This is a genomic window from Streptococcus hepaticus (assembly GCF_043656315.1).
Lineage (GTDB): Bacteria > Bacillota > Bacilli > Lactobacillales > Streptococcaceae > Streptococcus > Streptococcus hepaticus.
In genome coordinates, this window is the sequence record NZ_JBINIY010000002.1 from 146,106 (window position 1) to 166,263 (window position 20,158).

At 42.0% G+C, this 20,158-nt stretch carries 17 protein-coding genes and 1 pseudogene; 10 read left to right on the forward strand and 8 right to left on the reverse strand.

From position 1 onward, the window contains the following. Nucleotides 1–67 precede the first annotated feature (67 nt). The 4 genes from ACHUFA_RS03125 to ACHUFA_RS03140 all read left to right on the forward strand — a co-directional run bounded on the left by ACHUFA_RS03125 (nt 68) and on the right by ACHUFA_RS03140 (nt 5,722). The gene (locus ACHUFA_RS03125) at nt 68–1,582 is read left to right on the forward strand and encodes a flavocytochrome c (protein WP_394404966.1); all 1,515 of its coding nucleotides are present in this window, start codon (nt 68–70) and stop codon (nt 1,580–1,582) included. Between the two features lie 141 nt (nt 1,583–1,723). Continuing rightward, on the forward strand, nt 1,724–3,235 hold the full coding sequence (locus tag ACHUFA_RS03130) for a flavocytochrome c (RefSeq protein WP_394404967.1): 1,512 nt from the start codon (nt 1,724–1,726) through the stop codon (nt 3,233–3,235). Nucleotides 3,236–3,635: 400 nt separating this feature from the next. Then, nucleotides 3,636–5,249: a degradosome RNA helicase CshA gene (gene cshA, locus ACHUFA_RS03135; RefSeq protein ID WP_394404886.1), complete on the forward strand. Its 1,614-nt coding sequence runs from the start codon at nt 3,636–3,638 to the stop codon at nt 5,247–5,249. A 68-nt stretch (nt 5,250–5,317) separates the two neighbouring features. Continuing rightward, nucleotides 5,318–5,722: a GNAT family N-acetyltransferase gene (locus ACHUFA_RS03140; protein WP_222347298.1), complete on the forward strand. Its 405-nt coding sequence runs from the start codon at nt 5,318–5,320 to the stop codon at nt 5,720–5,722. 40 nt (nt 5,723–5,762) lie between these two features. On the opposite strand, the gene ACHUFA_RS03145 is transcribed toward ACHUFA_RS03140, so the two are convergent. From ACHUFA_RS03145 to ACHUFA_RS03155, 3 genes are all read right to left on the reverse strand, one after another. Then, nucleotides 5,763–7,739, reverse strand: a complete 1,977-nt coding sequence (locus tag ACHUFA_RS03145) for a bifunctional metallophosphatase/5'-nucleotidase (RefSeq protein ID WP_394404887.1) — start codon at nt 7,737–7,739, stop codon at nt 5,763–5,765. 186 nt (nt 7,740–7,925) lie between these two features. Next, the gene (locus ACHUFA_RS03150) at nt 7,926–8,195 is read right to left on the reverse strand and encodes a GIY-YIG nuclease family protein (RefSeq protein ID WP_222347300.1); all 270 of its coding nucleotides are present in this window, start codon (nt 8,193–8,195) and stop codon (nt 7,926–7,928) included. Next, nucleotides 8,185–8,931 (reverse strand): tRNA1(Val) (adenine(37)-N6)-methyltransferase, encoded by a 747-nt coding sequence (locus ACHUFA_RS03155; RefSeq protein ID WP_394404888.1) that lies wholly within the window; start codon nt 8,929–8,931, stop codon nt 8,185–8,187. Before ACHUFA_RS03155 ends, ACHUFA_RS03150 begins: the two co-directional genes overlap by 11 nt. A 96-nt stretch (nt 8,932–9,027) precedes the next feature. Here ACHUFA_RS03155 and ACHUFA_RS03160 point away from each other — a divergent pair, with 96 nt between their 5' ends. From ACHUFA_RS03160 to ACHUFA_RS03170, 3 genes are all read left to right on the forward strand, one after another. Further along, complete coding sequence (locus ACHUFA_RS03160; RefSeq protein ID WP_394404889.1) at nt 9,028–9,771, forward strand: lysophospholipid acyltransferase family protein; 744 nt, start codon at nt 9,028–9,030, stop codon at nt 9,769–9,771. Nucleotides 9,772–9,833: 62 nt separating this feature from the next. Further along, the gene (locus ACHUFA_RS03165) at nt 9,834–10,478 is read left to right on the forward strand and encodes a helix-hairpin-helix domain-containing protein (protein WP_394404890.1); all 645 of its coding nucleotides are present in this window, start codon (nt 9,834–9,836) and stop codon (nt 10,476–10,478) included. Continuing rightward, nucleotides 10,462–12,699, forward strand: a complete 2,238-nt coding sequence (locus ACHUFA_RS03170; protein ID WP_394404891.1) for a DNA internalization-related competence protein ComEC/Rec2 — start codon at nt 10,462–10,464, stop codon at nt 12,697–12,699. Before ACHUFA_RS03165 ends, ACHUFA_RS03170 begins: the two co-directional genes overlap by 17 nt. Before the next feature lie 89 nt (nt 12,700–12,788). On the opposite strand, the gene ACHUFA_RS03175 is transcribed toward ACHUFA_RS03170, so the two are convergent. After that, complete coding sequence (locus tag ACHUFA_RS03175) at nt 12,789–12,971, reverse strand: hypothetical protein (protein ID WP_394404892.1); 183 nt, start codon at nt 12,969–12,971, stop codon at nt 12,789–12,791. Between the two features lie 60 nt (nt 12,972–13,031). On the opposite strand from ACHUFA_RS03175, the pseudogene ACHUFA_RS03180 reads away from it, so the two are divergent. After that, nucleotides 13,032–13,517 (forward strand): annotated as a pseudogene (locus ACHUFA_RS03180) (DUF8821 family protein); the annotation flags it as partial. Between the two features lie 393 nt (nt 13,518–13,910). After that, nucleotides 13,911–14,198: a YdeI/OmpD-associated family protein gene (locus ACHUFA_RS03185; RefSeq protein WP_318530333.1), complete on the forward strand. Its 288-nt coding sequence runs from the start codon at nt 13,911–13,913 to the stop codon at nt 14,196–14,198. A gap of 32 nt (nt 14,199–14,230) precedes the next feature. Here ACHUFA_RS03185 and ACHUFA_RS03190 read toward each other — a convergent pair whose 3' ends face one another. Then, a complete protein-coding gene (locus ACHUFA_RS03190; protein WP_394404893.1) occupies nt 14,231–16,678 on the reverse strand; it encodes a YhgE/Pip family protein in 2,448 nt (815 codons plus the stop codon). 135 nt (nt 16,679–16,813) lie between these two features. Between ACHUFA_RS03190 and ACHUFA_RS03195 the strand changes: the two genes are divergently transcribed. Next, the gene (locus ACHUFA_RS03195; RefSeq protein ID WP_222347308.1) at nt 16,814–17,365 is read left to right on the forward strand and encodes a TetR/AcrR family transcriptional regulator; all 552 of its coding nucleotides are present in this window, start codon (nt 16,814–16,816) and stop codon (nt 17,363–17,365) included. A 24-nt stretch (nt 17,366–17,389) separates the two neighbouring features. Here the strand turns inward: ACHUFA_RS03195 and ACHUFA_RS03200 are convergent, their stop codons facing one another. Genes ACHUFA_RS03200 through ACHUFA_RS03210 form a run of 3 tightly spaced genes read right to left on the reverse strand, consistent with a single transcriptional unit; the run spans nt 17,390 to nt 20,069 of the window. Beyond that, nucleotides 17,390–18,835, reverse strand: coding sequence for an ABC transporter ATP-binding protein (locus tag ACHUFA_RS03200; protein WP_394404894.1), 1,446 nt, complete (start codon nt 18,833–18,835; stop codon nt 17,390–17,392). Continuing rightward, nucleotides 18,781–19,479, reverse strand: coding sequence for an energy-coupling factor transporter transmembrane component T (locus tag ACHUFA_RS03205; protein ID WP_394404895.1), 699 nt, complete (start codon nt 19,477–19,479; stop codon nt 18,781–18,783). Before ACHUFA_RS03205 ends, ACHUFA_RS03200 begins: the two co-directional genes overlap by 55 nt. After that, nucleotides 19,476–20,069: an MptD family putative ECF transporter S component gene (locus ACHUFA_RS03210; protein WP_394404896.1), complete on the reverse strand. Its 594-nt coding sequence runs from the start codon at nt 20,067–20,069 to the stop codon at nt 19,476–19,478. Before ACHUFA_RS03210 ends, ACHUFA_RS03205 begins: the two co-directional genes overlap by 4 nt. Nucleotides 20,070–20,158: the final 89 nt, after the last annotated feature.

A 20,158-nucleotide genomic window follows, 5' to 3' on the forward strand; every position in this document is an offset into this window, starting at 1 on the left:
GCATAATTTTGTGAAATAATGTACAATGTATTTACATCATTAAAAAATAATATTAGGGGGAACAATGATGAAGAAGAAACATTGGTTGGTCTTATTGGCTAGCTTGTTTGCAATCTTTTTAGTTGCTTGTGGAAGCACTAAAACAGCTAAGGAAACAGAGAAATCTTCAACTCCGCCAAGTAGTTCAGAAGAAGTAGTTTCAGGTGCATCTGAAAAGACTTATACTAATCCAAAAGAAATGAAGAAGAGCTATGACGTAGTTGTCGTTGGTTCTGGTGGTGCTGGTATGGCAGCAGCTATCTCTGCTCAAGAAGCAGGAGCAACTGTTGCAATCTTTGAAAAAATGCCAGTTATTGGGGGAAATACAACTAAATCATCTGGTGGTATGAATGCCTCTGAAACAAAATACCAAAAAGCACAAGGTATTGATGATACAAACGATTTGTTCTACGAAGAAACCCTTAAGGGTGGTAAGGGAACAAATGATCCTGAATTGCTGCGTTACCTAGTCGATAACTCATCAGAAGCGATTGACTGGTTGGATAGCATTGGTATCACATTGAGTGACGTTTCTTTCTCAGGTGGTTTCTCTAAGGCACGTATTCACCGTCCAGCTGATGGTTCAGCAGTAGGTGGCTACCTTGTTAATGGTCTTTACAACAACTTGATGGAGAAAAAAGTTCCAATCTTTGTCAATGCTGATGTAACAGAAATTACAGAAAAAGATGGTGCTGCAACAGGTATTAAAGTAACTGTTGATGGCAAAGAAAAAACAATCAAAGCCAAAGCTGTTATTGATACTGCTGGTGGTTTTGGTGCCAACATGGATATGATTACAAGCTACAAACCTGAACTTAAAGGCTATGTAACAACTAACCATGAAGGAGCTACAGGTGATGGTATTGCCATGGCTCAAAAACTTGGTGCAGCAACTGTTCAAATGGATAAAATTCAAATCCACCCAACAGTTTACCAAGAAAAATCATTCCTCGTTTCGGAAGCAATCCGTGGAGAAGGTGCAGTCCTTATCAACGCGGAAGGAAAACGTTTCTACAATGAAATGGAAACACGTGACAATGTATCTGCAGCCATTAATGCGCTTCCAGAACAATATGCTTATGTTGTCTTTGACCAACAACTTCGTGAACATTCTAAATCAATTGATACTTACGAAGAAAAAGGTATGGTTGTAAAAGCAGATACCATTGAAGAATTGGCAAAAGAAATGGGCGTTTCACCAGAAAACATGAAATCTACTATTGACGCATGGAATGGCTATGTTGCTGCTAAGAATGATACAGAATTTGGCCGTACAACAGGTATGGACCGCGATATCTCTAAAGGTCCATTCTACTCCATCAAGATTGCACCAGGTATTCACCATACAATGGGTGGTCTTAAAATCAATACAAACACAGAAGTATTGAAAGAAGATGGTTCAGCTATCCCAGGTCTCTTTGCCGCAGGTGAAGTAACGGGTGGTGTACATGGCTCTAACCGTATCGGTGGTAACGCGGTTGCGGACATTATCATCTTTGGCCGTCAAGCTGGTACAAAAGCAGCTGAGTTTGCTAAAAAATAATTTTAAAAAGTAGGCACGAAAGTATCGTGTTTACTTTTTTATTATTCCTTAAAAATTCTTTTCAAAATAGCTTGTCAACGTTTGTGAAATAATGTACAATATAAAAGCATCATTAAAAAAATAATATTAGGGGGAACAATGATGAAAAAGAAACATTGGTTAGTCTTATTGGCTAGCTTGCTCACAGTCTTTTTAGTTGCTTGTGGAGGCACTAAAACAGCTAAAGAAACAGAAAAATCTTCTACTCCACCAAGTAGTTCAGAAGAAGTCGTTTCAGGTGCATCTGAAAAAACTTATACTGATCCCAAAGAATTAAAAGAAAAATACGATGTTATCATCGTTGGTTCTGGTGGTGCTGGTATGGCAGCAGCTATTTCTGCAAAAGATGCAGGGGCAAATGTTGTGATTTTTGAAAAAATGCCAGTTATTGGGGGAAATACGTCAAAATCTTCAGCAGGTATGAATGCTTCTGAAACAAAATTTCAAAAAGCACAAGGTATCCAAGACTCAAACGATTTGTTCTACGAAGAAACTCTTAAAGGTGGTAAGGGAACAAACAATCCTGAGTTGCTTCGCTATTTTGTAGACAATTCAGCATCAGCCATTGAATGGTTGGATGGTATGGGAATCACTCTTGACAATATCACTACAACAGGTGGTATGAGTGTCACACGTACACACCGTCCTACAGATGGTTCAGCAGTTGGTCGTTACTTGGTAGATGGATTGTATGCGAACGTTACTGAGCGTAAAATCCCAACTTTTGTAAATGCGGATGTTACGTCATTGTTGGACAAAGACGGAGCTGTAACAGGTGTCAAAGTAAAAATTGACGGAAAAACTAAAAAAGTTATGGCTAAGTCAGTTGTTGTGACAACAGGTGGTTTCGGTGCCAACATGGAGATGGTTACAAAATTGAACCCTGCCTTAGAAGGTTATGTAACAACTAACCAAGAAGGTTCAACAGGTGACGGTATTGCTCTTGCTGAAAAAGAAGGTGCAGCTACTGTAGATATGGACCAAATCCAAATCCACCCATCTGTAGAACAAAAAACATCTTACTTGATCACAGAAGCTGTACGTGGTGAGGGTGCGATCCTTATCAATCAAGAAGGTAAACGTTTTGTCAATGAATTGGAAACACGTGATAATGTTTCTGCAGCTATTAACAAACTTGAACCTAACTATGCTTATGTCATCTTTGATGATGCCCTTCGTGGACGTGTAAAAGCTATTAACCAATACAAAGAAAAAGGATTGGTTGTAGAAGCAGCTACCATCGAAGATCTTGCTAAAGAATTGAAAGTTGATGCAGCGACGTTGAAGGAAACAATGACTGCTTGGAACAAGTCTGTTGCAGAAAAATCTGATGCGGCATTTGGTCGTACAACTGGTATGGATCATGACTTGTCTGCAGCACCTTTCTATGCTATTAAAGTTGCACCAGGTATCCACCACACAATGGGTGGTCTTAAAATCAATACAAATGCAGAAGTATTGAAAGAAGACGGCTCAGCTATCCCAGGTCTCTACGCAGCTGGTGAAGTAACAGGTGGTATCCATGGTAAAAACCGTATCGGTGGTAATGCAGTAGCAGATATCATCATCTTCGGTCGTCAAGCTGGTAACCAATCAGCAGCACATGCTAAATAATTAAAATGCTTAATAAGCTGGGACATTTTCCTGGCTTATTTTTTATAGTAATATTCATTTTCAAAAAGAACCTGAATGAGACAGGATAATGAGATGGCTAGATTGCAGAAGAGTAAATGACAGCATTTTTAAAAATATCGGTCTGAAAACTGGAAAAAATCTCATGAAAACGTGTTTATATAAAAAGACAAGGCTTGTCCTATCTTTTTACCTTGCTTTGTGTTACACTAGTTAAGTTGTTTAATCCCTTGTCGTTCTTTTCTCTACTCGAATCCTCCTTACCAAAGTTTTGGTATGCGATGGGAATCTTGCTGTGGGAGAAAAGTCAAAAGGACTGTTGAAAACAACAGAAGAAAGCGCTGTGAGACAGCTTCGCACTGTCTTTAGAAAAGGAAATACATTGAAATTTACTGAATTAAACTTGTCTGCTGAATTGATGGCAGAAATCGAAAACGCTGGCTTTACAGAGCCATCACCAATCCAAGAACAAACCATTCCACTTGCTTTGGAAGGTAAAGATGTGATTGGTCAAGCCCAAACAGGTACTGGTAAAACAGCTGCATTTGGCTTTCCAACTTTGGAAAAAATCAATACTGAAAATCAAACCATTCAAGCCTTGGTCATTGCACCAACGCGTGAATTGGCTGTACAATCTCAAGAAGAACTCTTCCGTTTTGGTCGTGCAAAAGGCGTAAAAGTTCGCTCTGTTTACGGCGGTTCTTCTATTGAAAAACAAATCAAGGCTCTTCGTTCAGGTGCCCACATTGTAGTTGGGACACCAGGTCGTCTCCTTGACTTGATTAAACGCAAGGCACTTCGTTTGGACAATATCGAGACCTTGATTTTGGATGAAGCAGATGAAATGCTCAACATGGGCTTCTTGGAAGACATTGAAGCAATCATCAGTCGCGTTCCGGAAAGTCGTCAAACCTTGCTCTTTTCAGCAACGATGCCAGATGCAATCAAGCGTATCGGTGTGCAGTTCATGAAAGATCCTGAGCATGTGAAAATTGCGGCGAAAGAATTGACAACGGATTTGGTAGATCAATACTATATCCGTGTTCGTGAAGGCGAAAAATTTGATACTATGACCCGTCTCATGGATGTAGATCAACCTGAATTGGCTATCGTCTTTGGACGTACAAAACGTCGTGTGGATGAATTGACACGTGGTTTGAAAATCCGTGGTTTCCGTGCAGAAGGTATTCACGGTGACTTGGATCAAAACAAACGTCTTCGTGTTCTTCGTGATTTCAAAAATGGCAACTTGGATGTTTTGGTTGCGACAGACGTTGCGGCGCGTGGGTTGGATATTTCTGGTGTGACTCATGTTTACAACTACGATATTCCACAAGAAGCGGAAAGCTATGTGCACCGTATCGGTCGTACTGGTCGTGCAGGTCAGTCTGGTCAGTCTATTACTTTTGTTTCACCAAATGAAATGGGCTACTTGGCAATCATCGAAAATACGACTAAAAAGCGTATGAAGGGTCTCAAACCAGCAACTGCTGAAGATGCCTTCCAAGCTAAGAAAAAAGTTGCTCTTAAGAAAATCGAACGTGATTTTGCTAACGAAACCATTCGTGCTAATTTTGAGAAATTTGGCAAAGATGCACGTGAGTTGGCAGCAGAATTTTCACCAGAAGAATTGGCTATGTATATCTTGACTTTGACAGTCCAAGACCCAGATATGCAAGAAAAAGTGGAAATCGCTCAAGAACGTCCATTGCCATTCAAACCAGCTGGTGGTGGCTTCAAGGGTAAAGGTGGCGGTGGCCGTCGCAATGATCGCGGTGGTAATCGTGATCGTAACGACCGTGACCGCGGTGGTTACCGTGGAGATCGTCGTCGTGGAGACCGCGACCGTAATGACCGTGATTTCAAACGTCGTGATCGCGATGATCGTGACCGCTTCAAAAAAGACAATCGTCACAAGGACAATAAAAAGCCACATAAAAACACATCAAGTGAAAAGAAAACAGGCTTTGTAATCCGCAATAAAGGTGACAAATAAAGTCTAACTTCCTAAGAAATATTCTTAGGAAGTTTTTTTGTGATAGAATATGTGTAAAGGAGAGAACGATGAACTTTATTGAAAATCCGGATTTAGCACTATCGAATGTATTGCATTTATATGATTCTGTTGGTTGGACAAACTATACACAAAATCCGCAGATGGTGGCAGAAGCCATCAAGCATTCTTTATTTGTTCTTGCTGCTTTTGATGGTGAGCAGTTAGTTGGGCTTCTTCGTGCAGTCGGTGATGGAGTCTCTATTTTGTTCATTCAAGACATTTTAGTTCATCCAGCCTATCAGCATCAAGGAATTGGGCGGACATTAGTTCAAAAAACTTTAGAAAAATATGTCCATGTATACCAGATTCACTTGCTGACCGATCAGACAGAAAAGACAGCCGCATTCTATACGAGCCTTGGTTTTCAACCAGTTGAGACTATTGCTTGCCGGGCATTTACATGGATAAAATAAAACATCCGCAGTTTTGCAACTGCGGGTGTTTTGGGTTAAATTAAGATTTTTTAGCTTTTGATTTGAAACGGATAAGCCCAACCAAAATTCCTAGTCCTGCTAATGGAAGGAAGTTTACAATTTCTTGACCAGTACGAGGCAAGATTTTTTGTGTTTTTCCAACTTTTTTCGCTTCAGGGGTAGTGGATGGTTCAGGAGTTTCTGATGGAGTAGTTGGCTGAGTTTGAGAAGTTGATGTTTGGACTGTAGATGATGAGCTAGTTGTAGTCGTTGTTGTTCCTTGCTCCAATTTAGACAATTCTTCGGCTGTCATATACGTTTTCACCTTGTCGGCTGGAACAGTAACGGCTTGTCCTTTGCTATCAAGATCTTTAATGTAGTTGACAAATGTTTCTGTATCAGAGCTAATAGCGCCAGCAAGATGTTTACCAGTAAAGCCGCTAAATCCATCACCACCACCAAACAAGAAGTCGTTGATGACAACTTTATAGGTAGCAGCTGGGTCTAATTCGGTACCATCCGCTTTGTAGGCCTTAGCAATTTTATATGGTTGGGCAGGGTCTTCATTGTTTGTATAGATGTATTTCAAACCTGAAATTTGAAGGAAGTATTTTTCTTCTTCATCGTATTGTTGATTGAGGACGTCGATAATATCTTGACCTGTCATATCAATGATTTGCAAGATATTGCCAAATGGTTGTACTTTTTGAGCAGCTCCCCAAGTGATGGTGCCGTCAGCCTGAACATCAAGGTCAGCGCGAATACCACCGTTGTTTGTCATAGCAAAATCCGCAGCATAACCAGCTTGACGTGCCATTTCTAACTGAGCAATTGTAATAACTTTACCAACTGGAGACTCCTTATCTTTATCCACTTCACGAGTGATCGTTTCAGCAGGAGTAGCAGTACCAATACGCGCTTCTGTAACTGGCTTGATCCGCGCATCTGCATCCGCAGCAATGGTTTGAATGCTAGCATCAGGAGCTAGACCGCCGTTAGGGTCAACAGCTTTAACTTCAGCTGTTGGAACGGTTGTGAAGTCATGCGTTGTTGTGTCGATGGTTCCTGTCACATTGGCGAAAGCTTTACCTTGTGAAGTCGCTTGAACGATGCGGGTAGTGCCTACTGTACCATTTGTATACATGTGGTTGTGACCAGCGAAGACAATATCAACACTGTTCTCAGGATCCTTGGCTTGGACATTTTGCATGATAGTAGCCATTTCCCCTTGAGCTTGGTCAGCTGAACTAGTAGCAGGAATATGAGCCAAGACAACAATGGCTTTGACACCTTGGTCGCGCAAGACTTTAGCATATTTGACAATAGTCTCTGCTTCGTTCAGGAAGGTATAGTTTTCATAGTGTTTTTTCAAGACAAGATTTGGAATCTCACCTGTTACCACACCGATAAATCCAATTTTTTCAGTTGTTTCTCCGACTTGGATTTCTTTGATGTCGTAAGGTTTCCAGTCAGCAAATGGGACATTTCCATTTCCATCTACAACGTTTGCGATGACAATGCTTTGTTGGCTGGCTTCGTGTGGGTAAGAATCTACAACAGAGGCGAATTGACCAGGAGTTGGAGCTTGCCCTGTCATAATACGGTGGAATTCATCTAAACCTTCATCAAATTCATGGTTTCCAAGTGTGCCATATTGGAATTTCATGGCATTGAAGATTTTAACAGTTGGTTCATCTTGCAAGAGTCCAGAATTAGCAGGACTAGCACCGACCATATCGCCAGCTTGTACACGAATGGATACACCGCCAGCATTGTTATTTAAAAAGTCATTTTCAGCTTGATTGAGGTAAGAAGAAAGGAGGGCAGCAGTACCTGCACCAGATACTTTTTGACCGTTTTCCATATAGGCACTCCCTGTTGATGTGAGAGCTCCGTGGAAGTCATTGACACCTAGAATCTGAACATTGACTTGGTCTGCAGCAGCAACACTACCCAGAAGACCGAGACTCAACAGACTGAGTGCTAAGGCAGATTTTAAACGATAATTCTTTTTCATGAATCTTCTTCCTTTGTATTAAAAGTGTATTTCACAAACAATTATAACCTAAAAAACGCTCTCATTCAATAAGTTTTTGTAAAATGACGAACGTTTTTTGAAAATGTTTATAGAAAAATATGTTTGAATTATCAAATGAAAAAACAAGTCAGACTAATGCTAACTTGTTAGTGGGAAACAGATTATCTAAGAGGAGAATCTGTTTAACTGTTCTCTGATATACTCTAATTTAGCCTGTCTGGTTTTCTTTTTGAAAAGAGCTTCCGCGGACATGGCCGCATTTTTACTGTCAAATTCTTCCCAATAAAGTAAGGTGACTGGAAGACGAGTTTTAGTGTACTTGGCACCTTTTCCTCGATTGTGGGTTTGAATGCGGCGTGCAATGTCTGTTGTATAGCCGGTGTAGAGGCTACCATCAGCGCATTCGACGACGTACATATAGGCTTTATTTTCCATAGTAAATCTCGTGGATTTCTTTGGTATAGTCTCCATTTTCTTCGTGGACGATGAGTGGAGGTAAGATTTTCAAGCCTTGGGTAGAGCCGTCTTTAATAGCTTCGATGAGAAGCATATTGGCTTCTTTGCTGGCTTTTGGATAGACAAATTGAATGCGTTTTGGAGCTAATTTATAGCGTTTGAGGGTGTCCAAAATGTCTAAAAAGCGATCAGGCCTGTGGACCATGGCAAGTCGTCCGTTGGATTTGAGAACCTGTTGGGCAGTTCGACAGATGGCGTCTAGGTTGGTTGTGATTTCATGACGAGCCAGTAAGTAGTGCTGACTTTGGTTGAGATTGGACTGCTCATCTACCTTGAAGTAAGGCGGATTACAGAGGATGAGGTCCACCTTGGAATGATCCATGTGCTGGGTGAGGTTGCTTAGGTCATCGTTGATAACAGAGACTTGTTGCTCTAGTTGATTGAGAACGATGGAGCGCTGGTTCATGTCAGCCAGACGCTCTTGAAGTTCGACCTGAACAATCTGTGCTTTGGTCATGGTAGAGGCAAAAAGACCGACCGCACCATTTCCACTGCCAAGGTCCACAATCAATCCACGGCTGGGTAATTTTGGAAAGCGGGACAGAAGGACACTGTCCACAGAATAGCTGAAAACTTCCCGATTTTGAATAATTTTAACGTCTGTTGAAAAGAGCTGGTCAATCCGCTCACCGTCTAATAAGTGTTGATTTGTCATAAAAACATTATAGCATAGGAAGCTTTTATCAGGAAGAAAATGGCTGAAAAGACGGAAAAATATGGTATAATGAAGAGTGTTTGAAAAGGAGAGTTTATGTTTTATTCATTTTTGAGAAATCTATTGGTCTTTCTACTCTGGGCTGTTAATGGCAATGTTCATTACCATGATAAGGAAAATATTTTGCCAGAAGATGAGAATTACATTTTGGTTGCTCCTCATAAGAATTTCTGGGATCCGATTTTCCTCGGATTTGGTGCAGCGCCTAAGAAATTTATTTTTATGGCTAAAAAAGAGCTCTTTAAGAATCGTGGTTTTGGTTGGTGGATTCGCAAGTGTGGTGCCTTTCCAGTTGACCGTGAAAATCCGAGTCAGGCAGTTCTCAAATACCCTGTTAAAATGTTGAAAAAAAGTGATCGGTCTTTGGTCATGTTTCCTTCTGGGAGTCGCCATACAACAGAATTAAAAGGTGGTGTGGCTGTGATTGCTAAGACAGCTAAGGTTAAAATTATGCCAGCCAACTATGTGGGACCCAATGCTTTGAAGGGGCTTTTGACAGGTGAACGAGTAGATGTGGTCTTTGGTCATCTCATTGATGTGTCAGACATTAAACGCATGGACGAAGCAGGAATTGCAGAGGTAACTAGCCGTATCGAAGCGGAATTTAGCCGATTAGATGTGTTGGCAAATTCTTATCAAACCAAGAAAAAGTTAAATCCACTAACCTATATTTATCGTATACCAGTCATTGTCCTGGTCTTGCTGATCTTGTTGGTAACCTATATTGGTTCGTATGTAGCTAGCTTCTTTATCAATCCAGATGTTAAATTAGAAGATTAAACTTGGGACAGCAGTCTCAGTTTTTTTCTTTTTTCTACGAATAGATAAAGTAGGAGGAAACTATGCAAGAAAAATTCATAGAAATCATTAAAGAGTACAAGTGGCAGACAGGTCTGGTCTGTGTGGCTTTGCTAGTAGCTATAGTCATATTGTTTAGCCAATCTGCTCAAAGTCAAGAACAGGTGGCTTTGGTTCCAAAAATAGAAACAATCGCAAGCAGTTCATCCGCAAATCAGGAAAAGGAAGCGGTAGAAGAAACGCTCGAAATAATTGTTGATGTCAAAGGAGCTGTTGCTAAACCTGGCCTCTATCAGCTCAAATCAGGTGCCCGAGTTAATGATGCAGTCCAAGCGGCAGGAGGCTTTGCCTCAAATGCCGACCAAAAATCAGTTAATTTAGCACAAAAAGTCAGCGATGAAGCGGTTGTCTATGTAGCTACTGGTGAGGAAAATAGGTCAGTTGTTAGTCAGCAAGATGTGACGAATGGTGCACAGTCCAGTTCTTCAGGCTTTAATCTTGTGAACCTCAATACTGCCACAGAAGCAGATTTGCAGACGGTAACAGGAATTGGTGCCAAGCGGGCAGCAGATATCATCGCCTACCGTGAGGCTAATGGTAGCTTCAAGTCGGTGGATGACCTCAATAATGTCTCTGGCATCGGCGACAAAACGCTGGAAAATATTCGCCCCTATGTCACAGTGGATTAATAAATGGGACATAGTCCCCATCCATCTAGCAGTGGTAGTTGTTAGTCTTTATTTTGCCGTTTTTAATTTTTCATTCTTGTCGGTTTTACTTTCAGTTAGTCTCAGTTTACGCCTACTCTGGGTATACAGGCGAAAACTAGCAACCATACTTCCCATTTTGTTGGTCTTTCTTTCTCTTTTTTTAGGAGAAAAATGGCTAGCGCAGGAAAAAGAAAAGGCCCTACCAAATCAGATTTCCAGTTTGGTTATGCAAGTAGATACCATTAAAGTCAACGGTGACAGTCTGTCTTTTCGAGGCAAATCTGCTGGACAGACCTACCAAGTTTTTTACAAATTAAAAAGTCAGGAAGAGAAAAAATTCTTTCAAAAGTTAACAAAAACAACTCAACTTGAAGTGGAAGCGGTAGTAGAAAAGCCCACTCCTCAACGAAATTTTAATGGCTTTGACTATGCAGCCTATCTACGAACCCAAGGAATTTATGGAACAGTCCGAATCGAGCAGATACACTCAACGACTGTTTACAGCAGTTGGAATCCGCTTGATTGGATTTCAAGTTGGCGTAGGACGGCTCTGGTGCACATCAAGTCACAATTTCCAGCTCCAATGAGCCACTATATGACGGGACTTTTGTTTGGTGACTTGGACAGTGATTTTGATGAGATGAGTGATATTTACAGTAGTTTGGGGATTATTCACCTCTTTGCCTTGTCTGGTATGCAGGTGGGCTTTTTTATGGACTTGTTTCGACGGGGCTTTCTGCGTTTGGGGGTAAAACGGGAAATGGTGGACTGGCTGCAATTCCCAATTTCCCTAGTCTATGCAGGTTTGACAGGATATTCAGTATCAGTTGTGCGCTCACTGATTCAGAAAATATTGGGAAATTTGGGGATAAGGCGCTTGGATAATCTTGCTCTGACAGCTATGATTTGCTTTCTGTTGACACCTCATTTTCTCCTGACAGCTGGTGGCGTTTTGTCCTTTAGCTATGCCCTCTTGCTGACGGTTTTTGACTTTGATAGTCTGAGCGGCATGCGGAAAATAGTTGTGGAAAGTTTAGCACTGACCCTTGGCGTTTTACCTATCTTAATCTATTATTTTTATAGTTTCCAGCCCATGTCTATCCTGTTAACTTTCCTATTTTCCTTTCTCTTTGACAGCCTCATGCTACCAGGGGTGACCGCTATTTTTCTGCTGTCGCCTTTGATTTCTCTGACACAGGTCAACTTTTTCTTTGTTCTTTTGGAAAAAATTATGCTTTGGTTGTCCAACTTATTTCCCTATCCATTTGTTTTTGGCAAGCCAGAAATACCAGTTTTGCTGGCGCTTCTCATCCTATTGGGGCTGACCTATGACTACTGGGGACAGAAAAAATGGACGGCGGTGCTTATCTTCTCCACAGCTCTGCTATTTTTCATAACAAAAAATCCCCTGACAAATGAAGTGACGGTGGTCGATATTGGTCAGGGTGATAGCATTTTTTTGCGTGATGTGGCGGGGAGGACGATGTTAATTGATGTGGGAGGAAAGGTGGATTTTAGCTCAGACGAGAGCTGGCGGCAGAAGTCTAGCCAAGCCAATGCGGAACGGACCTTGGTTCCCTATCTGCGTAGTCGAGGTGTGGGTAAGATTGATAGTCTGGTTTTGACGCATACCGATACAGACCATGTCGGCGATCTCCTACCTGTGGTGAAGGCCTTTAAGATTGGGACCATTTATACATCGCTAGGGAGTCTGACAAATGAAGACTTTGTAGCTAAGCTCCATCAAACTGGTGTACAGGTGCAGGCGATTCAGTCGGGGCATCAATTTTCTATGATGGGGTCTAATTTGCAGGTACTCTATCCCTTTGAGCAAGGAGACGGAGGCAATAATGATTCGCTGGTTCTATACGGTCAACTCTTGGATAGGAAGTTTCTATTTACGGGAGATTTGGAAAAAGAGGGGGAAGAAAGTTTGATGGCAGCCTACCCTGACTTACCTGTGGATATCTTGAAGGCAGGTCACCATGGCTCAAAAGGCTCGTCAGATCCAGCCTTCTTGAAACATATCGGTGCAAACCTAGCCTTGATTTCAGCGGGGCAAAAGAACCGCTACCAGCACCCGCACCAAGAAATCTTGGAACGATTTTCAGAACAAAACATGACCGTCTTTCGCACTGACCAACAAGGAGCCATCCGCTTTTACGGGTGGAAAGAGTGGCAAGTGGAGACAGTGAGGTAGGGACGGACACCTTTTAATGCGTAGGATATAATGAAAGAAAAACTACCCAAGAGGTGCATATGATGAAGAAAAAATCATTTGTGACATGGTTATTTTTCTGTGCTTACCTTATCTGACTTTATGTCTGTAATCATCATTTTCCAACGGTTTATAAATTTCTCATGACCGTAAACGGTTTGTGTGCCTTGATTGTTGTTCTTGCTTTTCTTTTCTGGATTGGAAAATTCCTTAGTTTCTATACTCGCCAACGAAAATAGTAATCCCTGTGCCAATCATTTCCTCTTTCTCCCTAAAACCTGTATAATAGTGTATCTAGAAAATGGAGAAAACAGATGATTATTGATTTTAAGGAAGTATCAACAGTTGGTTTGGAGTCATCGCCAGTGGCGGAGGCGCTAGCAGGTATGCGGGCGAATGAGGCACGCTATTTTTGGAACAAGTACAAGGTTGTCTTTGAGACTTTTCCAATAGCTGAAAAAGCCGATCTTATGGCGGATATTAATGTTTTGTTAAAAGAGGAGAGGGACCTAGTTTTTGCAGCTAAACCCTTAGAAATTTCCCAACTCTTCTTGGAGGACCACATTCTTTGGACCCACGTTTTTTATGAGGATGGATTGACCATTAATATTCTCTACGACATGGAGGACCGCAAGAAGCAGGCAGTTGGTCTCAAGCTTTCTGAGGGTATGGAGGTGCCTACTGAGTTGGTAGGCCAGTTCAAGTTTGCCCGTCAGAAGTCCAAGTTGGCTGGTACCATTCGCGGTTCTTATTTTACCCTCAAAAAAGATCACGCAGTGCTCACGAATGCTTGGCTGGAAAAGCTCACGGCTAGTGCAGATACAGATTTGGATAAGAAGCTTGGCTTGCATAAGTTTGATAAAAAAGCGGTGCTGACAGCCAGCAAGGAAGCCTCACCCTTTGACGGCTGGACAGATTTTTCAAGTTCTGACCTAGCTCAAGCAGACCTCCTTGTCGCCTACGTCTATGACTTGGTCCAAATGAAATCGGTCATCGACCACGTACTGGCTGCTCAGTCTTTAACGGATAATGGACAACTTTTCCTCATTTACCCTAAACAGAAAAATCCCTTGGGGCACCAAGCCATTGGACGAGATTCGATTTTCCCATATCTGGGTATCAATAAAGAACATTTTATTGAAAATACTAGCTTGAAATTTAATCGGATGTTGGCTATTGATGTTAATTACACCATGATTTCGGTGAAAAATCTGGTCAATCCTAAGAAATCAAGTGCCGCTTCTCAGAAGGTGGCTGACTACGCAGAGCGTATTGATGATATCCGTCAACTCTTGTTGGCGGACGAGGCTGCTTTGACTTTTTATAATAGTCTCACGCCAGGTTATCAAAAGGATTGGGCTCGGTATGTCTTTTCTGCTAAGCAAGAAGCAACGCAAGCAAAACGCAAGGCAGAAATGTTGGACATTTTGAACAAAGGCTTCAAGACGCGCCAACTCTATCAAACTTCATTGAAGAAATAAGAAAAAACGGAGTTGCCTCCGTTTTTGTCTGTTTATAAATCTTCTTGATCACGATAAATCAAGAGAGCTAATGCCATAAATCCGATGAGGAAGAAAGCTAGGTGACCAGCTTGTGAGCCGACATTTCCAGTAAGAGAAATGCTTTCGCGAAGACCAGCTACCGAGTAGGCCATAGGCAGGTAAGGCTGAATGGTTTGGAAGAACTTTTGACTCAGTTCAATCGGATAGGTTCCCGCACTAGAACCCAGTTGCAAGAGCAAGAGGATGAGTGAAGCGTAGGAGCCAAAGCGATTGTGCCAGCCAACCAAGGCTGTGACCAGAGCCATGAGGGTCCAGCTGGCCAAGATAGTCATGCCTAATGTGAGCCCCTCATGATTAGGATTGACACCGACCCAACGAACGGCAAGGTAGAGAACGATGGCGCCGACTGTGGCAATAGTTCCGTTGATAAAGAGTTTGTTGCGAGCCCATTGCCAGCGATTTTCAGGATGGCGACCAGAAAGTGCCTTGGCAAAGAGGACGTTGGCTGAGAGGGCCACGACCATCATGGAAACGGACATCATGTACGGTGCCATGCCGACACCGTTGTTGTCTACATTGTCCTTGTCACTATGTTTTAGTTTGACTGGCTTGGAGACTGCTTTGGCATTTTCTTCGGTAGTAGAAACCAGAGATAATTGCTCGCTAGCTGCACGAAGGGATGAGGTTAGGCTATCTGTGCCAGCATTGAGTGTGGTTAAGCCATCTGTCAAGCTTTGTCCACCGTCGGCTAATTTTGAAGAGCCGTCAGCGATTTTCTCTGCACCATCAGCTAACTGCCTTGCACCGGAAGCTAGTTGACTAGAATTACTGTCTAGCTTATTAGCGCCAGCAGAGGCTTTGCTTGTGCCATCTAGGAGCTGGTTAGATTTACTTGATAAAGTAGTAGCACCGTTTGCTAATTGAGCAACACCAGTAGTGTACTGGCTAGTTCCTGTCAATAGTTGGTCGGAACCACTAGCAAGTTTGCCTTGCAAGGTAACAATACCTGTACTGAGTTGGTGGCTACCCGGTAAGACTTTTTGAGTGAGAGCCATGTTGACACCTGACAAGCCATTTTGCAGGGTTTGAATGCTGGTCACCGCACCAGGAAGGACTTGAGTAGAAGCTACTGATAGTTGACCGAGTGCTGTTTTGAGTTGACCGAGTGAAGTGGCTTGTGTTTGGAGAGTTTGCAGTTCTCCTGACATGTTTTTGACATTTTCAAGAATGTTTTGCGCAGCACTGGCAGTTGTTGAAGGAGTATTGTTGATGGCAGCCGTAATTTCAGCTTGTTGGTCGCTGGTCATGGTTTGATAAGCGGAAGTTGCTTGTACTGCTGTAAGCATAGCAGTTTTTTCAGCTTGACTACTTGTCAAAATAGCTTGCGCTTGACCTGCTATGGTTGTTAGAGCAGTCTCGATAGCTTGTGTATCAGGATTTGTTCCGCTATTTAATTGACTATTAATCGTTTGCAGGCTTGCATTGATTTGCGGTAAGGCTAGTTTGACTTGGTCAAGAGAAGTAGATTGTTCATTGGAAAGACTAGTTTTATTAGCCATTTCCTCTAAACCAGCTGTTAGTGAATGAGAACCGTCTACTAGCTGTTGAATTTGACTAGAGCCTGCCTTGAGCTGATTGATACCCGCTAGGAGGGTATCTGACTTACTGTTGATAGCTTGGGCTCCGTTGGTCAATTTGTTCACACCGTCTGTGTAAGCAGTGACACCAGAATTCAAGCTATTCAAACCACTTGAAAGACTGGCAACACCGTCGGTATAGGTTACAATTCCCTTGTTTAACGTAGTGGCACCAGTTGAAAATGTTTGACTGGAAGAGGACAAGGTATTGAGATTGCTGGTCAAGGTTTGGCTACCGTTCTGCAATTTGTCCGTACCGTCAAGCAATTTCTGCCCACCATCAGCAGCCTCTGTCATACCTGATTGCAGCTTGGTCATACTTTTGAAGACCGAAGAAGTATAGGTTTCAGTGACACTTTCAGAAACTTTTTCTTTGAGTTTAGCCATGGCTGATTCGCTCATTTTAGAGGAGACAAAGCTGAGTCCCTTGGTCGTCTGATAATGGATGGTTAGTTTTTCGGGCTTTTCTGTCATCAAACTTGTTGCTTTTTCAGAAAGGTCTTTTGGGAAGGTAATGACCATGTAGTAGTCACCCTTTTCCAGTCCTTTTTTGGCCTTATTCTCAGAAACAAAATGGAAGTCTAAGATCTTGTTTTTAGACATATTGTCCACCATATCTTGACCGATATGAATGTTTTTATCCTCTAACTTAGCCGACTGGTCTTGGTTGACAACTGCGACGGGGAGATGTTCAAGATTTCCATAGGGATCCCACATGGAGGATAGGAAAATCACATTGTATAAGGTAGGAATCAATGCGACTCCAATCAGTGTAATCATTGACATGGGCTTCTTAAGAAGTCCTTTTAATTCTTCTAACATTTTAACCTCTTTTAGACACATTGTTTAAAAAATATGATAAAATATATTATACACGTAGCGAAGCAAAAAACAAGTTTTAGAACTGGTATTTGGACACAATGTATAAAAATGTCAAAAAAGATGAGAAGGGCGCATATGTCAACAGATAATCGCAGAGAGAGAACGAAAAAAGCTATTGAAAAAGCTATGGTTAATCTTTTGAAACACCAGAGTTTTGATGAGATATCAACCAGTCAACTAGCTAAGAATGCAGGTATTAGCCGTTCTAGTTTCTATACACATTACAAAGATAAATATGAAATGATTGACCGTTATCAGCAGACTCTCTTTAGCAAGTTAGAATATGTTTTTGATAAAAATGAGTTTCAGAAAGAGAAGGCTTTACTAGAAATATTCGAGTTTTTGGACAGAGAGTCTTTGTTTGCAGCTTTGTTAACACAAAATGGTACCAAGGAAATTCAGACCTATATTCGCAATAAGTTGCAGACCATGATTTCTAAAGAACTGTATGATGAATACCAGACCTTGGACAAGGCGCCAGTAGAAAAACTTTACAATAGTGTCTATCTTAGCCATGCCATTTTTGGGATTTACCAAATGTGGATTACTCGTGGAAAGAAGGAAACGGCTGAGCAGATGACACAGATTTTGCTCAATATGCTGCCACGGACAACTATAGAAAAATAAAACCTAACCCAGTCTGTATCTGGGTTAGGTTATTTTTATGACTTTGGTGAGGTCAATGACACTATCACAGACCAAGTCTAGTAGTTCAAGGTCATGACTGATGAGGAGGATAGTCTGTCCATGGCGTTTGGCTTCTTTAAGGAGTTGAGCGACTTCTACCATTTGTAGGTAGTCGAGTCCACTACTAGGTTCATCTAAAATGAGAAAGTCTTTCCCACTCAGAAGGCTGGCTGCTAGGAGTAGCCGTTGTTGTTCACCACCAGATAGGCTAGCAGGATGGCGGTGCATTAGATGGTTTAGTTTTAATTTTTGGCAAATATCCTCTATACTTGCCAGAGATTTACTGCCAAGAGTCAACTCTTTTGCGACAGTCAGTGTGAATATTTGGAGGCGAACATCTTGTAGTAGAAGCCCTATATGGTCTAGTCTTTCGGAGGAGGATTGGTGTTGACTTTTCCAAAAAATGGCTTCATCTGGAACAGACTTGAGTCCTACCAATTGCTTAGCTAGGCTGGATTTTCCTGAGCCGTTAGGCCCCATGAGTCCGATAATCTGCCCTTGTGGCAATGTCAAATCTGTTAGTTGACCAAATTTTTTCTGCCCTGCCATGATTGACAGTTCTTCTAGGTAGAGACCGCCTGTAGAACTTGTACTGGAAAGATTTCTTGTCTTTTGTAGGAGTTTTTTCTTATTTTCGCTGACATCTAGGCTACGTAGAGCAAGTTTTTTCCGTTCGTCGTCCCTTAGTGCTAGGAGTTCTTCTTTTTGGAAAATTCTTTCTAATCGTCCTTGAGTGAAGTAGAAGATACGGTCAGCTAAATCAATCCAATCATCGATTCGATGTTCTGCTAAAAGAATGGTTTTTCCAGCTGCTTTTAGCTGACCAATCTGTTCTCTGATGATTCTAGTTCCAGACTCATCAAGATTTGCAGCCGGTTCATCCAAGACCAGAATAGGAGTGTCCTGCATACTGGCACAGGCCAGAGCCAATCTCTGCTGTTCTCCTCCAGAAAGTGTTTGTACCTGACGGCCCCACAAATGGTGGAGTTGAAAATCTGAAGCTATTTGCTGTAATTTACTAGCGATACGCTCTTTTGCCATGCCTTTTTGTTCACAAGGAAGAACCAATTCATGTTCGACCAACTGATGAAAAAATTGACTACTAGGATTTTGAAAGACAGAGGCGACTTGTTGGGCAAGTTCTTCTGTCGTAGCTTGACCAGCTTGGATACCTGCAATTTCTAGTTGTCCCTTGAGAGTACCAGTAAAGTATTCAGGTGTGAGTCCGTTGATGAGTTTGAGAAAGGTTGATTTTCCTGAGCCAGATGGACCAGCAACCAAGATGCATTCTCCGGCTTGGATATGGAGCTCATCAATTTGGCAAGCAGTTGTTTCTGCATGATGGTAGGTAAAACTTAGGGAGTTGGCAGTGATGATAGGCTGATGAAGAGGCAGAGTCCGATGCTGCATAGGCTAATTCCCCAATCTAACCAGTTCCATTTACTGGTGAAAAATTCTTGTGGCCGCGTGTGCGGTGTAATCCCTTTAGTCATGAGTGCCATGGTTAATTCTTGAGCCCGGCGAAGCGTCGCCATTAAAAGTGGAATGAGGAGGTATTCTCCATACTGGATAGGGTGAAAGAGAACATCCCGCTTGCGTAAAAAGATGCCTCTTAGCCGCAAGGCTTGGTGAATGGCTTGTGCTTGCTGCGGCAAAATGGGCAGAAAAGTGAGCATAACTCCCAAAGTTAAGACGATGGGTTCAGGAAGATGCCATTTGCGTAGTCCATGTAGGCCCTCGTAACTATTTGTCGTTCTGACTATCAGACCACCTACCATAAAGCAAGGAAGCAGTTGACGAAACCCTATAAACAGCAGGGAGAAGAATTCATTTTCGTTTGTGAAGCTGATACTTTCACTCCAATAAGCGTAACTGTTGGCGAGAAGAAAATAGAGCAGGTAGAGACTAGCTCGTTTCCATTGCCCATAGACAAACAAGAGTAAACCAAGTATAAGGCTGATTTCTCCCCAGTAAATCCAGCCCTCTATATGGTAAAGGAGGACCCAGTTGGTGAGAAGAAGGAGCAAGATTTTACTTCGAATATCAAGTGTCATTTGACTAAACCAGAATGCAGGAAGTGGCGCTGTACTAATTTTTGCCCAATCACTCCACCAATCAGTGCACAGAGCACAATGCTTCCACAAATATAGCTGACATTTGCCAGATTAAAATCAATCATGACTTTGTTGACATAAGCCAAATCCTTGCCTCTTTCTAGTAATTTTTCAATATAGGCTTCACGAACACCCCACATGAGAAAGATTGGTCCGAGATTGCTAAAGGAAAAGACGATATAAGAAAGAAGGTTGAAAATCGAGCTATGGTAGCGCCGGCTATTGGCGATTCCGTCTGCTAAGAGAGCGCAGAGGATACTCGGAACAAAGGCTAACAGAAAGTGTCCTGAGAAAAAGAAGAAGAGGGACATGACAAAGCCCATTAGGCTGATAGCTCCAAACTTTTGAATTTTGGCAATGAGGAGCATGTAGATGGTGCCACAAAGAAGAGCCGCAAAAGCAGGTGCTAATTCGGTGCTAACAGAGCGCGTGGTCAGAAAGGCTAGTAGTGTTCCTAATCCAACGCCAATAAAATAAAGAGCAGATAGTGCTCCTGTTAAAATAATGTCCTTCATTTGTAAGTTTTTCATAAATCCTCCAGGTGTCGGCTTGCTCTCCATGGAGCGAGCTCTAACGTTCAATTCTTTCTATTGTACCATTTTTTGTTGGTCTATCTTGC

Bases quoted from the DNA above. Each gene is read 5' to 3' on its own strand.
- ACHUFA_RS03190 (WP_394404893.1), bottom strand. From the start codon at position 16,678: ATGTTAGAAGAATTAAAAGGACTTCTTAAGAAGCCCATGTCAATGATT.
- ACHUFA_RS03140 (WP_222347298.1), top strand. From the start codon at position 5,318: ATGAACTTTATTGAAAATCCGGATTTAGCACTATCGAATGTATTGCAT.
- ACHUFA_RS03145 (WP_394404887.1), bottom strand. From the start codon at position 7,739: ATGAAAAAGAATTATCGTTTAAAATCTGCCTTAGCACTCAGTCTGTTG.
- ACHUFA_RS03155 (WP_394404888.1), bottom strand. From the start codon at position 8,931: ATGACAAATCAACACTTATTAGACGGTGAGCGGATTGACCAGCTCTTT.
- ACHUFA_RS03165 (WP_394404890.1), top strand. From the start codon at position 9,834: ATGCAAGAAAAATTCATAGAAATCATTAAAGAGTACAAGTGGCAGACA.
- ACHUFA_RS03200 (WP_394404894.1), bottom strand. From the start codon at position 18,835: ATGCAGCATCGGACTCTGCCTCTTCATCAGCCTATCATCACTGCCAAC.
- ACHUFA_RS03210 (WP_394404896.1), bottom strand. From the start codon at position 20,069: ATGAAAAACTTACAAATGAAGGACATTATTTTAACAGGAGCACTATCT.
- ACHUFA_RS03170 (WP_394404891.1), top strand. From the start codon at position 10,462: ATGTCACAGTGGATTAATAAATGGGACATAGTCCCCATCCATCTAGCA.
- ACHUFA_RS03185 (WP_318530333.1), top strand. From the start codon at position 13,911: ATGATTTCGGTGAAAAATCTGGTCAATCCTAAGAAATCAAGTGCCGCT.
- ACHUFA_RS03195 (WP_222347308.1), top strand. From the start codon at position 16,814: ATGTCAACAGATAATCGCAGAGAGAGAACGAAAAAAGCTATTGAAAAA.
- ACHUFA_RS03130 (WP_394404967.1), top strand. From the start codon at position 1,724: ATGAAAAAGAAACATTGGTTAGTCTTATTGGCTAGCTTGCTCACAGTC.
- ACHUFA_RS03160 (WP_394404889.1), top strand. From the start codon at position 9,028: ATGTTTTATTCATTTTTGAGAAATCTATTGGTCTTTCTACTCTGGGCT.
- ACHUFA_RS03150 (WP_222347300.1), bottom strand. From the start codon at position 8,195: ATGGAAAATAAAGCCTATATGTACGTCGTCGAATGCGCTGATGGTAGC.
- ACHUFA_RS03205 (WP_394404895.1), bottom strand. From the start codon at position 19,479: ATGACACTTGATATTCGAAGTAAAATCTTGCTCCTTCTTCTCACCAAC.
- ACHUFA_RS03125 (WP_394404966.1), top strand. From the start codon at position 68: ATGAAGAAGAAACATTGGTTGGTCTTATTGGCTAGCTTGTTTGCAATC.